The sequence below is a fragment of the Agromyces sp. GQ35 genome, assembly GCF_059758475.1.
In genome coordinates, this window is sequence record NZ_JCAXEO010000001.1 from 1,472,161 (window position 1) to 1,485,542 (window position 13,382).

Sequence of the window (13,382 nt, forward strand, 5' to 3'; positions counted from 1 at the left end):
TCGAGGCTGCACCGGCGAATCGGGCGGCGGGGCATCGTGAGGTGGCCGGAATGATCGCCAGTATCGTGGCAGCGCTCATCGCGTCGCTCTCATACGGCGTCTCCGACTTCCTTGGGGCGGTCGCGGCCTCCCGCTTGCGGGTCATCCCGACCACGACCGTCAGCTACCTGGCGGCGACTGTGGTGCTCGCCGCGGCCGTTCTGATGACGGGGGGCCGGTGGTCGAACGAGGTGTTCGTCTGGGGTGCGATCGCGGGCGCGTGCGCGGTTGTCGGTTTCACCACATTCTATGCTGCGATGTCCCGTGGACCGATGAGCCTCGCATCTCCCCTGATCGCCGTGCTCAGCGCCGCAGTGCCGATCGCCGCCGCTGTTCTGCTGGGCGAAGTGCTCCCACCGGCAGCATGGGCGGGCGTGGTGCTCGCCCTGGTTGCTGCCGTGCTGATCGCATCCCAACCACGCGGCAGCAGCGGACGCATCGCCCTGCCGACCGGGGTGCTCGCGGTGGTCTCGGGCGTCAGTCTCGGCAGCTCGGTCATCGCGCTCGACCGGGCACCGGCCGACTCCGGACTCATCGCCGCCCTGATTCAGATCAGCGTCGGGCTCGTGCTGTTGCTCGTGACCATCGCGTTGTCGTTCGCCTCTGCGCCGGTGCGATGTTTCCTCGATGCACTGGGCTCCGAGGTGACGGCCGCGGGGGCTCACGGTCGTCGATGGGCCGTCATCGCCGGCATCGTGGCCGGCGCCTTGATGGGGCTCTCGGCGGCTCTCGTGCTCGCCGCCCTGCGGTCGGGAAGCCTCGCCGTCGTTTCGGTGCTCATCGCCCTGTATCCGCTCGCCACGCTGGTGCTCGCTCGCCTCGTTCTCAAAGAGCGCATCTCAGGGGTGCAGTTCGGTGGCGTCGGGCTCGCGATCGCGGCATCGGCCGTGCTCGGGCTCGCGCTGGGCGGGGTGTAAGGCCGCGTTGTGCAACCGGCAGCTCGGTCTCAGCCCGGCGCACCGGCATCCGGCAGTGCTCGTCAGGCGACCTCGTGGCCTGCGTCGCGCAGAGCGGATGCCGCTGCATCGGCGTGATCGAGCGGCGCCATGATGAGGTCGCTGTCGAACGTCGACACCACGAACACGGGTATTCCTCGTGATGAGAGCGGAGACACGACCGACTGAACGACACCGGTTAGCCCGAACGGAATCGGGCCGACGATGTACCAGGCGGCCCACGGCCCGTCGATTTCGGCTCCGTCGGGGGCCATGGTGCGCGGGCAGACGATCGACAGCTCCGAACCGGTGCGGGTGACCGAGGTGACCGAGGCGTCGGCACTGAACAACGATGGCGGGATCGGCTCGCCCGGATCGAGTCTCGCGATGACGAGTTCTTCCTCGATACGGGAGAGGCGAACGGTGGGAGCGGAGGAGGGATTCACGAGGTGGCCCATCGGAGCTGCGGAAGGCTGACAGTCGGTGCAGCCACGGTGATCGCACAATGATTGTGGCAGGCGGCACGACCTGCCTCAACTCGCATGACGCACCCGCCGAGACTGACGTGCTCGAGTGCCGGCCCCAAGGCGGCGAGCGTGAACCACGCGTGACGATCCGTCGAATCGTGTTGACGCGGCCTCGGGAATTTCGGAGACTCGCACCATGGAAGAACGTGAGAAGGGCGAGCAGCGCAGCGTCGACGAGGTGATCGACCGGCTCGCGGTGAAGTACCCGACCGTCGACCGCCCCGAGATCGCGCGGATCGTTGCCGCCGAGCATGAAGCGTTCGAGGGGCTGCCCATTCGGGACTTCGTGCCGGTACTCGTCGAGAAGAGCGCGAAGAAGCGGGTCAAGAAGCTCGCAGCGGCGTGACATCCTCGCCATGCTCTCTTTCCCCCCACCTCGGGATCGGGAGGGCCTCGCTCTGCGCCAACCCTGTGGCGAGCGGAACGAAGCGAGGCCCTCGAACTCGGCAACCGTTACGCGGTCAGCTCACCCGCACGTTGCCGCCGCGTACGCTGCCTCGAGCCTGGCGGTGACATGGCTCCCATCGACCTGCGCACTGAGATCGGCGCTGGCGGTGCCCGCGCCGATCGTGGCCTGACGCGTAGAGAACGCATGGAGTGCTGTCTTGCCGGGGAGGAGGGTGAAGGTCTTGTCTCCGAAGTCGGTCGACACGCTCACGTTGACCGGCAGCACCGACCCGTTCTGAACGCGAACCACCAAGGTCACCTTCGAGGCGACGCAGCGGGTGGTCGCGGTGAATGACACATCTGTGAACGTCGGATCCATGGCCTCCGACACCGTCCACGCGAGCGTCGTGTCGCTCGTCGAGGAGGGGCGCAGGGTCACCGGTACTCCCGATGCGACGTCACCGGAAGTCGGGCCCAGGGTCAACATGTTGAATCGGTTGGTCAACAGGTAGGTACCGTTCTCCAGGGCCGAGATCGCCCACTGCTGACGGAACGTCCGCTCTCGGGGCGCAAGCGTCACAGCAGCCCCGGAGTTTCGGTTGGTTCCGGTGAGGGTCAGCACCATCGAGCTGTCGAGGCTCTCGAGATACCAGTAGTGGTCTTCGGCCTCCCGCACGACCCAGACCTGGCTTGCGCTCTCGTCCGCCGCGCGCGCCGAGGCGGCCCCCGCGGCAGCCGTGAGCGCCGCACCCGTGGCGGGGTTGGTGACGCGGATCTGCTGGTCGGTCAACGGGTGATCCTTGCGCTGCGGGCGGGCATTGCGTCCACCGACCTTGATGCCGTTGACGTTGGAGTAATTGCCCGACCCGGCGAGCACCTCGAACTTGACGTAGGCGACATCCCGAGGCGCCCATTCGACCGTCTTCGGCGACGGATTCTGGCCCCACACCCCCGTGGCGACGTGTTCATACTCGATTCCGTCCGTCGACACGTACACGCGCGCGTGGGTGATGTCCCCGTCGGTGGTTCCCGAGCGCCGCCATTGCTTGGGCAGGTACTGCAACGTGCTCACCTCGGACCAGGTGCCACCCAGGTCGACGATGAGGGTCGCAGGGAGTGCGAGTGCTCCAGTGCCCGGCCACGTCGACCAGCAGGTCTCGAAGTCCTTGTCGCCGCGTCCGTCGATGGCATGAAATGGACCCTCACCGACGCGATACGCGGTGGCGTACGCCGCGATCGGCACCACGGGCCACTCGACCTTCACCGGTTGCGCGGGCAGGGGTGGTCGTGCCGCGTCGGGGCCGGGCCAGGCGGCGCCGACCTCCGTCAAGCGTTGCACCACGTTCGTATCGAGGCGCCCGTTGCGATTCGGCGGGCAGTTGAGCAGGAACGAGGTGTAGCGCGGCTCCAGCTCATTCAGGTGCTCCAGGATGTCGTTGACCGACATCAGCGCCTCGGTCGGCACCGAAGGATGCCAGAACCAGCCGTTGCTGATCGTCTGACCCTGCATCCCTCCATAGATGTTGCCCTCGGGCACGGTGATCCCGAGCGGCTCCTCCCAGAAGATCGCGTCGCCGAGCCACGGCTGCGTGACTGCGCAGATATCGGTGAGTAGGCAGTCGGGCTGGAGCTCCTTGACCAACTCCTGGACACGCCGGTAGCTGACCGATTGCATGCCCATCTGCCACGTGTAGCCATCGGTCATGAGCAGGTCGATCGGGCCGTAGTCGGTCAGCAGCTCGGTGAGCTGGCCGAGGATGAGGTCGAGGTTCTCGGGCTCGATGTGCTTCGTGGTGTCCGAGACGTGGCCGCCGTAGGCCTGGATGGGAGCCGTTCGATCCCAGATCGAAAAGTAGAACCCGATGCGCAACCCCTCGGCACGGAACGCATCGACGTAGTTGCGCACGACGTCTTGCCGGTACCCGCTGTGCGCGACGTTCTGCGTGCCGAAGGCCGTCGGCCAGAGTGAGAACCCGTCGTGGTGCTTCGTCGTCAGCACGGCGTACTCCATCTTCGCTGCCTTGGCTGCCGCAGCCCATTGCGCACAGTCAACCGATGTGGGGGCGAACAGGGTCGGCGACTGGTTCGGCAGCGCCCACTCCTCGTTCGAGTAGGTGCCCAGGCTGTAGTGCAGGAACATGCCGAACCGCATGTCGACGAAGTTGCCGAGGAGCCCCTGCATTCGATCGGTCGTGCTCTCGCTGGGGTCGCTCTGGGCGACGAACGCAGAGGGCACGCTCCTGCCGAGTGCAGCGCTCGCCTGTGCCGGCAGGATCGCCGGCAGCACAGCGGCTCCCGCGATCGCGCCGTAGCCGGTGAATTGGCGGCGTGTGAGTCCGGTTGCAGTCATGTTGTAGAACCTCACTTCAATGTGATGGATGGACCGTGGCGGGATGAGCGTCCGGAGTTCCGAGGTGGCGCGTCCGATGGTTGAGCGCTCCCTTGCGCCCGTTCAATCGGCCTTTCGTCACTGCCGAACTCCACGGAACGACACGTTACGTTACCGTTAACATCCGATGTTAGTCACTGGTAATGCACGAGCCCAAGCGGTATTTTCGCCCCGGTGCCAGCTGGATGACTGGAAATTCCATGATTTTGAGTTCAGGGAGCTTGGTGCGCTTGACCTGATGGTCTGATGTCATGGCGCGGCCTTGTCTCCCTTCATCGGAGGACGAGGCTGGCGAGGTGGCTTCCCGTGACGCTGCTTGGATTCCCGGCGACGCGCTCAGGCGTACCGGTCGCGACGATCTGTCCGCCGTCGGCGCCGCCGCCGGGGCCGAGGTCGATGACGTGGTCGGCGTTCGCAATCATGTCGAGGTCGTGCTCGATCACGATCACCGTCGCGCCCGTCTCGAGCAGCCGGTCGAGGACCTTCAGCAGAACGCGGATGTCGAGGGGGTGAAGGCCCACGGAGGGCTCGTCGAAGACGAAGAGCGTTCCGGTGTGGGTGCGTCCGAGCTCGGTGGCGAGCTTGAGGCGCTGGGCCTCCCCGCCGGAGAGGGCGGGGGTGTCTTCGCCGAGGGTGAGGTAGCCCAGCCCGAGGTCGATGAGCCGCTGCAACTTCTTGCGCACTTTCGGCAAGCGCGAAAGCAGGTCTGCTGCGTCGGCGACCGTGGTCCCGAGGAGTTCGGGGAGCGAACGGTTTCCGCTGGTCGTGTCGAGCCCGATCCCGGCGGCGTCGGGTGAGTAGCGAGTGCCGCCGCACTCCGGGCAGGGGATGTCGACGTCGGGGAGGAACTGGACGTCGAGGACGACCTGGCCGGTGCCTTCGCAGCGGGGGCACTTCAGTGAACCGGTGTTGTAGGAGAAATCTCCGGCGGTCAGCCCGCGCTCCTTCGCGACGGGTGTCGTCGCGTAGGCGCGGCGCAGGTCGTCGAGCACGCCGCTGTAGGTGGCGACTGTGGAGCGCACGTTGGTGCCGATGGGGGTCGCATCGACGACGTCGGCCCGGGTCACGCCCTCGGCGTCGAGGGCGGTGACGTGCGCGGGCAGCGGGCCCCCGCTGTGGGCGGCGGCGAGAGCCGGCACGAGGCTGTCGAGCACGAGCGTCGTCTTACCGGAACCGGACATACCCGTGACGGCGATGAGGCGACCCTTGGGGATCGCCACGTCGAGCGCGCGGACCGTGTGGATCGGCGCGGTCGACAGCCGGATCGCCCCGTGCGCGAACACCTCGGTCTCGGGGGCGCGTTGGCGCATGGTCACGGGTTCGCGGCCAGCGAGGAATCCGCCGATCAACGACGCCGGATGCTCACTGACCTGTTCGACGGAGCCCTCGGCGAGGATGGTGCCGCCTGCGGTGCCGGAGCCGGGGCCGATCTCGATCATCCAATCGGCCTCGCGGAGCACCTGCACATCGTGGTCCACGAGAACGATGGAGTTCCCGTCGGTCAGGAGGTCTCGCATCACCCCGATGAGGCCTTCGATGTTGGCCGGGTGCAGGCCGATGGAGGGTTCGTCGAGCACGTACAGCACCCCGGTGGTCTCGTTGCGAACGGCCCGTGCGAGCTGGACGCGCTGGCGCTCCCCGGTCGACAGGGTGGAGCTCGCCCGGTCGAGGGTGAGGTAGCCGAGGCCGAGCTGCATCAGCCTCCTGCCCATCTCGACGAACTGGCCGGTGATCAGCTCGGCCATGGGGCGCATGTTGGCGGGCAGGGTGACGGGGACGGTTGGGACCCAGGCAAGAGCATCAGCGAGGGTCTTCGCGCTCGCGTCGGCCAGGTTGATACCAGTCACCTGGGTGCCCCGCGCCTGCTCGGAGAGACGGGTGCCGTGACAGGTCGAGCAAGTGCCGGCGCTGATGAACCGGTTGATGCGAGCGAGGCCCTTCTCACTTGTGGCGTTGTTCATCGACTCCCGCACGGCCTGGCGCGCGTTGCGATAGGTGAAGTTGAGGTCGAACAGCTTGCCCGACTTCGACGGGACCCGGATCTGCCGCTTCTCGGCCGGGCCGTCGAGCACGATGTGCTGCTCCTGCTCGGTCAGCTCCGCGTAGGGGATGTCGGTGCGCACACCGAACTCGGCGACGACCTGCGGCATCACCGCGAGCCCGAACATGCCCCACGGTGCCACGGCGCCCTGGTCGATGGTCTTCGACGGATCGGGGATGAGGGTCCGGTCGTCGATGTCGCGCACCACTCCCGTTCCCGCGCAGGTGGGACACGCGCCATCAGAGTTGAACGCGAGCGACTCCGCACCCGGCGGGTAGAACACCGCCCCGCACACCGGGCAGACGAGATCCTTGTTGGCGGCCACGTCGATCGTGGGGTCCTGCCGATGTCCGTTGGGGCACACGTGCGAGCCGAGGCGCGAGAACATCACGCGCAGCACGTTCAGCAGTTCCGTCGACGTTCCGAACGTGGACCGTACGCCGGGAACCCCCGGTCGCTGGCGGAGAGCGAGTGCCGCGGGGATGTGTCGCACGGAGTCGACCGTGGCCCGGCTCGCGTGCGACATTCGGCGACGCGTGTAGGTCGACAGCGCCTCGACGTACCGGCGCGACCCCTCGGCGTACAGCACCCCCATCGCCAACGACGACTTCCCTGACCCCGATACTCCCGCGATCGCCACCAGCTGCTGCAAGGGAACGTCGACATCGATGTTCTTCAGGTTGTGCACCCGGGCGCCGCGCACCTGCGTGACGAGGGGTGCATCAGCGGCTGCGAGGCTGTGCTGGTCGATGCTCATCGGTTGCTCCCTGACTCATCAATTTGATTCCGCGGCAACTATATCGCTTATGCTGGGACCCGTCCTCCCGCTGCCGATCGGCCTTGGGAGTCGTCACGAAGTCTGCCTGCGGGCGATTGGAGATGCAATTGTGAACACTCCGGCTATCGGTTCGGTGTCCTGGTTCGAAATCGGCAGCGACAAGCCCGAGGAGGTCAAGAAGTTCTTCGGTGAGCTGTTCGGGTGGCAGTTCCGCCTCAACACCGACCTGGAAGGCGTGGAGTACCACGCCGCGATCACGCCCGGTGCTCCCGGGCCTGGCGGTGGCGTCTTCGATCACGCTGGCCGATTCGACGATTACGCGATCTTCTACGTGCTGGTCGAGGATGTACCTGCCACCATCCAAAAGGCAGAACGACTCGGCGCCGAGGTGCTCATGCCACCTGTAGTGGATGCCTCCGGTGTCAGCTTCGCCCGTCTGCGCGACGCGAACGGCCATCACTTCGGCGTGTACTCGATGCCTGTGGCCGGAGCTTGACCGAACCGCCGTCGCGAACCGCCGACGCGGATCGCGACGGCGGTCAAGGCTCACGCGGTGAGTCGGTCGTCGCCGGCGAAGGCGCTGGATCGGAGGAGCTTCAGCCCGGCCGCCATCCGCTCGAGCTCAGCGGTGCCGAGTACTGATCCGAACCGCCGCTGCAGCTCGTCCTCGAACACCGGGAGCGCCTCGTCGAGCTTCGCTCTTCCGGCGGGTGTGAGCACAAGCAATGCCGAGCGTCGGTCGTTCGGGTTGGGCATTCGCAGGCAGAATCCGGCCTTCTCGATGCGATCGATCACCTTGCTCGTTCCGCCCACAGTGATCACGAACTCCTTGGCGACATCCTGTACTCGCAGCCCCGAACGACGCCCGAGCAGCTGCATGATCTCGAACCAGGTCAGCTGCAGTTCGCAGTCATGGCGCAGGCGCGCATCCACCACAGCCCACAACTCGGTCTCGAACCGAACGAGGTCGTGGTACAGCTGCTTCAAATTCGTCATGCGTCACCTCAGGTCGCGTCACACGCATCCATTCCATGGAAGTCTCTGCAATTGTCGCACGCCACTCGCGAGACGGCGTCCGACAACCACTACCGACGTCGGATGCGCGCTGCGTCAGTGGCGAGCGTCGAATCGGCGTCGGTAGCTCGACGGTGTGCTGCCGAAGGCCGAAGCGAAGTTCTGGCGAAGCGTGACCGGGTTGCCGAAACCACACGAGGCAGCGATCTGGTCGATCGAGAGGTCGGTCGTCTCGAGCATGCTGCGGGCCGCATCGAGACGCCGGGACCGCACCCATGCTGCAGGTGTCGAGCCAGTCGTGACTCGGAAGGCCCGTATGAACGAGCGTCGGCTCATGTGCGCCACCTCGGCGAGTCGTTCGACGCTGAGTTCCTCGTCGAGGTGCAACAGTGCCCAGGCGGAGGTCGCAGCGATCGGATCGCTGCCGGCGCCCACCGAGATCGGTCGTTCGATGTACTGGGCTTGCCCGCCTTCACGGTGCGGTGCCACGACGAGACTGCGAGCGACCCGGTTGGCGGCGTCTGCCCCGAGCCGCGTGCGGACGATGTGCAGGCACGCGTCGAGAGCCGAAGCCGTGCCGGCGGAGGTGAGTACGTCTCCGTGGTCGAGGTAGAGCACCGAGGCATCCACCGTGATGTCGGGGTGGCGTGCGGCGAGGTTGTCGACGGAGTGCCAGTGCGTCACGGCACTGCGCCCCGTGAGCAGGCCGGCGTCGGCCACTGCGATGGCGCCGAGACACAGGCCGGCGACGGTGGCCCCGCGCTCCTGGGCGTTGACGAGGGCCCGGCGGAATGCCGGCCGGGGCTCACGACCGTCGTCGACCCAGGATGGCACCACCACGACATCCGCGTCTTCGGCGGCACTCAGCCCGCGGATGCCGCCGATGCTGTAGCCCTCAGCGGTCTGCACCGATCCGGCGCGGTCTGAGAACAGCACCGTCTGCCAGTCGCCGAGGCCGAGACGGGCGACCTCGTCGAACACCATCTGCGGCACGGACAGGTGGAACATGGTCACGCCGTCGAAGGCGTAGATCGCGATTTTCATGGTTCCCTCGTTTGGCCTGTTTTCATCATAACGCGGCATTTGTGCCAATGGTGTTCACGGGCGTGTCGCGTCACTATCGAGAGGCCGCGACAAACGCGACTCCCCGAATCACCAGGAGTAGATGACCATGAGCACCCCGCGCCGCGCCCTGATCCTCGTCGACGTGCAGCAGGAGTACTTCGACGGACCACTCGAGATCCAGTACCCGCCGCACGCCGACTCGCTGCCGAAGATCACCGCGGCGATCGACGCGGCGACGTCTGCTGGCGTGCCCGTGGCCGTGATCCAGCACACGTCCGGAGACGACGCGCCGGTGTTCAACCCGACCATGCCGGGATTCCAGTTGCACCCGGAGATCGCGCAGCGCCGGAGCCCGCAGTGGAAGGCGGTGACGAAGACGTTCGGCACCGTCTTCGCCGGCACCGACCTGCTCGAGTGGCTGCGCGAGCTTGACGTCGACACGATCACGCTCGTCGGGTACATGACGAACAACTGCATTCTCGCCTCGGCCGCCGAGTCGGAGACGCACGGGCTCGCCGCGGAAGTACTCTCGGACGCCACGGGTGCCATCAACATCGCCAATGACGCCGGTTCTGCCGACGCCAGGACGGTGCACACCACGCTCATGGCCCTGCTCAACTCGAACTTCGCCGCCGTCGGGACCACCGACGACTGGACTCGTGCCCTCGGCGATGGCGCGGCGCTTCCGAAAGACAACCTGCCCGGCTCCGCACTCCGCGGCGCGGCGATCTGAGTGACGCGAGCCCCGGCGGCCGATGCCAGAACTTTACCGTACGTAAGGTAAAGTTCTGGCATGAGAACAAGTTCCCGCACCGACATCCTCGATGCCGCGATGCGAGTGGTCGACGAGATCGGCGGCGCCGACCTCACATACCAGTCGGTCGCCCACGAGGCGGGCCTGACCAAGGCCGGCCTCATGTACCACTTCCCGACGAAGGACGCGATGATGATCGCCGTCATCGAGCACGTCATCGGGCGGTGGCAGGCCGAGCTGCGAAACGTGCTCGGGGTGCCGCTCGAGGAGTCGACGCTCGCGGAACGCGTTCGAGCGTTCGTGCTCTTCGCCGGCGAGGGCGGCGTGACTCAGGGGGAGTTCGTCGTGTTCTCCGAAGCGGTCAGGCGGCCGGAGCTCTCGCGGCCGTGGCTGGAGTACCTCCAGACCTGGTTCGGCTTCGGCGACGGGGTCGATACGACGCCCCTCCTCCTCGTCTGGCTGGCAGCGAACGGCCTCTGGGTTGCCGAGGCGACCGGCATCCTCACCATCGACGCTGCGCAGCGCGCAGATCTGCTGACCAGACTCACCGCACTCCTCGAAGGGGCACCCGCATGAAGAAATGGCTCATCCTGGCCGGCGCGATCCTGCTCGAGGTCACCGCGACGCTCGCGCTGCGCGCCGCGATCGACGACCCGTGGTGGGCGCTGCTCGCCGTGGTCGGGTACGGGGGCGCGTTCGTCGCCTTGGCCCTGCTGCTCCGAATGGGCGCACCGATCGGCGTCGTCTACGGCATCTGGGCGGCCGCCGGGGTCGCGCTGACCGCGGTGATCGCCTCCGTGATCTTCGGCGAGCCCTTCACGTTCATGATCGGGCTGGGCATCGCGATCGTGATCGCGGGAGTCGTGCTCGTCGAGACCGGCCACGTCACGCCCAAGCCGGCGAAGCCGGAGGTGCGCTCATGACCTGGCTGCTCCTCGCCGGTGCGATCCTGACCGAAGTCGCCGCGACCATGTCCTTGCGGGCCTCGGAGGGGCTTCGCAAGAAGCGCTGGATCGCGCCCGTCGCGGTGTTCTACATCTCGGCCTTCTCGTTGTTGACGATCGCGCTCGCCGAAGGGATGCCGGTCGGCATCGCCTACGGCATCTGGGCGGCATGCGGCGTCGCGCTCACCGCCGTCGGTGCTCGCGTGTTCTTCAAGGAACGCCTCACCTGGCGCATGATCGCCGGAATCGTGCTGATCGCGATCGGCGTCTTCGTCATCGAGCTCGGCAGCCAGGCTCACTGAACCGCGACGACCACGGCGGCGGCGATGCAAGCATCGACGACCTAACCTGATGGGATGGCTTTCACGCTCATCCTGCCGGAATCGCGCCCGAGGATCGAAGCGGTCGGAACCGACGAGGCGGCGATCGCCGAGGCTGATCAGGTGGTCACGCAGCTGCGCCACGACTATGAGCGCTGGTCGCGCTGGGTCTGGGGCCTCTCCGCCTTCGTCGTGACGACGCTGGCGGTCTTCGTCACGGGCGGCATGGTCGATGCGATCGCCGCGCTCGGGCGCCCGCCGGCTGCCGTCGATGTCACCGTGCTCGCCGTGGCGGTGCTGATTGCGCTCACGGGTGTGTTCGTGTTGGTGCGTCTGTGGACGACGGGCGGCGCCCTCACGAGGGCGGCTGCGGCCTGGCTCCGCGTACCGTATCGCCACGGTGGGCGACAGCGGCGCGGTGGCGCCTGGGTGCTCACTCGCACGACCAACTTCGAACCCCCGATCTTCGCGCGACTGACCACGGCGACGCTGGCTTTCTTGCTCGCGATCGCCGGCGTCGCCCTCGTGGCGCGCGACGTCGCGGGCGATCGATTCGGTGCGATGTCGATCGCCGCGGGGTGCATCGGCCTGATTTCGCTCGCGTGCGGTCTCGGTCAGTCCGGCGGCGTCGCGCGCATCGTGTCGGGCGTGAGTGAGGGCGACCCGCTCTGGCAGCGCATCCGCTCCGCCGTCACCGGCCGCTGAGCCGCCTCGGTCGGTTCGAATCCGTGAACCAGTCGACAGGCACGACTCCGGCGGTGCGAAGGCACGACGTGATGCGTCGCGGCCGCACCGTTCGATTCCGTCGCTGCACCTCTGGTGGTTCTGCTCTCGGTCGTATGACCTGTCATCTGTGCTCGTCGGAAGCGGCGTAGCGGGCGGCGATCGTTCGCGCGGCCTCGTCGACGGTGCGGAGCACCTCGTCGTCAGTGAGCGACCAATCGCCGTGGACGAGGCGGGGCCAGAAGACGACGGTGGCGATCATGCCGAGGAACTGCGCCGCGGCGACGTCGAGGTCGCTCACGTTCGCGGTTCCGTGAGCGTTCGCCTCGTGGAGGAAGCGCCGGAGCGCCCGGAGCACGGGCAGCGTGCCGAAATCGAATGTGCGCTGGCGCAGTTCGGGGAACCGCGCGGATTCGGCGATCACCGCCCGGATCAGGTCCGCGATTCGGGGCCGCGACAACAGCTCGGCGTACGCCATGCCCAGGCTGACCAAGCCCGCATGGAAGTCATCGGGTGGCGGCTCGAGCAGTTCGGAATCCGGCGTCGCGCCCGCCGCGAGCACCGTTGCCTCGAAGAGCTCCGCCTTCGTCGGGAACTGCTTGAACAGCGTCGCCTTCGAGACGCCCGCGTTGATGGCGACTCGGGCCAGCGGCGTTCGGTCATACCCGAGTTCGAGGAACAGCCCGGCGGCCGCCTCGAGAATCGCAGCGCGGTTCTCGGCGGCGACCTGTCGATGGTACGCAGAGAGTTCGCGTGGCATCCCTCAAGTATGACGCAAAGGTGAGTCCATTGACTCACGACAAAGGGGGCGGTACTCTCGGCAGAGGTGAGTCGACCGACTCACCTCTGGCGGCATCGAAGTAGCCGCGTTCAAGGAGGAGCAATGTCGAAGGTATTCATTCACGCGACGGTGACACTGGATGGGTTCATGGCCGACGTGGACGGAGGGGTCGACTGGATGAACGGATTCCCGGCGGCTCCTGAAGACGAAGACGCCGTCCAGAGGGTGGTACAGCGCATCGGCGCCGTCGTCGGCGGCGCGAACAAGACCCAGACCATCGAGGACGGAGAAGTTCCGTACGGGGCCATGATCAAGGTGCCGGTGTATCTGATGACCCACAGCGCTCACGAGCCCATCGAGAAGGACGGCGTGACGTACACCTTCGTCGTCGATGACATCGCGCAGGCTGTTGCAGCTGCCAAGCAGGCGGCGGGGGAGAAGTGGGTCAGCCTGCTCGGCGGCAGCATCTCGAGACAGTGCCTCGAACTCGGGCTCGTCGATGAGATCCACTTGGACGTCGTGCCGATCCTGCTCGGAGAAGGGATCTCGCTCTTCACCGGACTGAGCAAGCGCATCACGCTCGAACGACTCGAAACGTCGGCCTTCGCGAGCGAGACCCACCTCCGCTACCGCGTTCTTGCGTAGCCGGCGCTGCCGCGCTCTTCTTCATCGGTCTCGATCTCGA

The 13,382-nt window shown here is 66.8% G+C and carries 15 protein-coding genes; 9 read left to right on the forward strand and 6 right to left on the reverse strand.

The features are described from left to right. Positions 1–50 precede the first annotated feature (50 nt). Entirely contained in the window at positions 51–956 is a 906-nt protein-coding gene (locus AC6CH0_RS06940; RefSeq protein ID WP_498099088.1) for an EamA family transporter, read from the forward strand. A gap of 62 nt (positions 957–1,018) precedes the next feature. On the opposite strand, the gene AC6CH0_RS06945 is transcribed toward AC6CH0_RS06940, so the two are convergent. Next, positions 1,019–1,432, reverse strand: coding sequence for an ACT domain-containing protein (locus AC6CH0_RS06945; protein ID WP_498099090.1), 414 nt, complete (start codon positions 1,430–1,432; stop codon positions 1,019–1,021). Positions 1,433–1,637: 205 nt separating this feature from the next. On the opposite strand from AC6CH0_RS06945, the gene AC6CH0_RS06950 reads away from it, so the two are divergent. Then, positions 1,638–1,847 carry a three-helix bundle dimerization domain-containing protein gene (locus AC6CH0_RS06950; protein ID WP_498099092.1) on the forward strand — a complete coding sequence of 70 codons (210 nt, stop codon included), beginning with the start codon at positions 1,638–1,640 and terminating at the stop codon, positions 1,845–1,847. A 120-nt stretch (positions 1,848–1,967) separates the two neighbouring features. On the opposite strand, the gene AC6CH0_RS06955 is transcribed toward AC6CH0_RS06950, so the two are convergent. Together AC6CH0_RS06955 and AC6CH0_RS06960 are read right to left on the reverse strand one after the other, a co-directional pair. Next, positions 1,968–4,238 carry an alpha-L-fucosidase gene (locus AC6CH0_RS06955; protein ID WP_498099094.1) on the reverse strand — a complete coding sequence of 757 codons (2,271 nt, stop codon included), beginning with the start codon at positions 4,236–4,238 and terminating at the stop codon, positions 1,968–1,970. Between the two features lie 311 nt (positions 4,239–4,549). Next, positions 4,550–7,075 carry an excinuclease ABC subunit UvrA gene (locus AC6CH0_RS06960; protein WP_498099096.1) on the reverse strand — a complete coding sequence of 842 codons (2,526 nt, stop codon included), beginning with the start codon at positions 7,073–7,075 and terminating at the stop codon, positions 4,550–4,552. Between the two features lie 49 nt (positions 7,076–7,124). On the opposite strand from AC6CH0_RS06960, the gene AC6CH0_RS06965 reads away from it, so the two are divergent. After that, positions 7,125–7,592, forward strand: a complete 468-nt coding sequence (locus AC6CH0_RS06965) for a VOC family protein (RefSeq protein ID WP_498099098.1) — start codon at positions 7,125–7,127, stop codon at positions 7,590–7,592. A gap of 50 nt (positions 7,593–7,642) precedes the next feature. On the opposite strand, the gene AC6CH0_RS06970 is transcribed toward AC6CH0_RS06965, so the two are convergent. Next, positions 7,643–8,092, reverse strand: a complete 450-nt coding sequence (locus AC6CH0_RS06970) for a MarR family winged helix-turn-helix transcriptional regulator (RefSeq protein WP_498099100.1) — start codon at positions 8,090–8,092, stop codon at positions 7,643–7,645. A gap of 114 nt (positions 8,093–8,206) precedes the next feature. Continuing rightward, positions 8,207–9,154: a GlxA family transcriptional regulator gene (locus AC6CH0_RS06975; RefSeq protein ID WP_498099102.1), complete on the reverse strand. Its 948-nt coding sequence runs from the start codon at positions 9,152–9,154 to the stop codon at positions 8,207–8,209. A 127-nt stretch (positions 9,155–9,281) separates the two neighbouring features. Between AC6CH0_RS06975 and AC6CH0_RS06980 the strand changes: the two genes are divergently transcribed. From AC6CH0_RS06980 to AC6CH0_RS07000, 5 genes are read left to right on the forward strand one after another with little or no spacing between them, the layout of a single operon-like run. Beyond that, a complete protein-coding gene (locus AC6CH0_RS06980; protein ID WP_498099104.1) occupies positions 9,282–9,908 on the forward strand; it encodes an isochorismatase family protein in 627 nt (208 codons plus the stop codon). Between the two features lie 60 nt (positions 9,909–9,968). After that, complete coding sequence (locus AC6CH0_RS06985) at positions 9,969–10,505, forward strand: TetR/AcrR family transcriptional regulator (RefSeq protein WP_498099106.1); 537 nt, start codon at positions 9,969–9,971, stop codon at positions 10,503–10,505. Continuing rightward, entirely contained in the window at positions 10,502–10,852 is a 351-nt protein-coding gene (locus AC6CH0_RS06990; protein ID WP_498099108.1) for a DMT family transporter, read from the forward strand. The genes AC6CH0_RS06985 and AC6CH0_RS06990 overlap by 4 nt, the downstream gene beginning before the upstream one ends. Further along, on the forward strand, positions 10,849–11,175 hold the full coding sequence (locus AC6CH0_RS06995) for a DMT family transporter (RefSeq protein ID WP_498099110.1): 327 nt from the start codon (positions 10,849–10,851) through the stop codon (positions 11,173–11,175). Before AC6CH0_RS06990 ends, AC6CH0_RS06995 begins: the two co-directional genes overlap by 4 nt. 54 nt (positions 11,176–11,229) lie before the next feature. Further along, positions 11,230–11,898 (forward strand): hypothetical protein, encoded by a 669-nt coding sequence (locus tag AC6CH0_RS07000; RefSeq protein ID WP_498099112.1) that lies wholly within the window; start codon positions 11,230–11,232, stop codon positions 11,896–11,898. A gap of 142 nt (positions 11,899–12,040) precedes the next feature. On the opposite strand, the gene AC6CH0_RS07005 is transcribed toward AC6CH0_RS07000, so the two are convergent. Next, a complete protein-coding gene (locus AC6CH0_RS07005) occupies positions 12,041–12,676 on the reverse strand; it encodes a TetR/AcrR family transcriptional regulator (protein WP_498099114.1) in 636 nt (211 codons plus the stop codon). 123 nt (positions 12,677–12,799) lie between these two features. Between AC6CH0_RS07005 and AC6CH0_RS07010 the strand changes: the two genes are divergently transcribed. Beyond that, positions 12,800–13,342, forward strand: a complete 543-nt coding sequence (locus AC6CH0_RS07010) for a dihydrofolate reductase family protein (protein ID WP_498099116.1) — start codon at positions 12,800–12,802, stop codon at positions 13,340–13,342. Positions 13,343–13,382 lie beyond the last annotated feature (40 nt).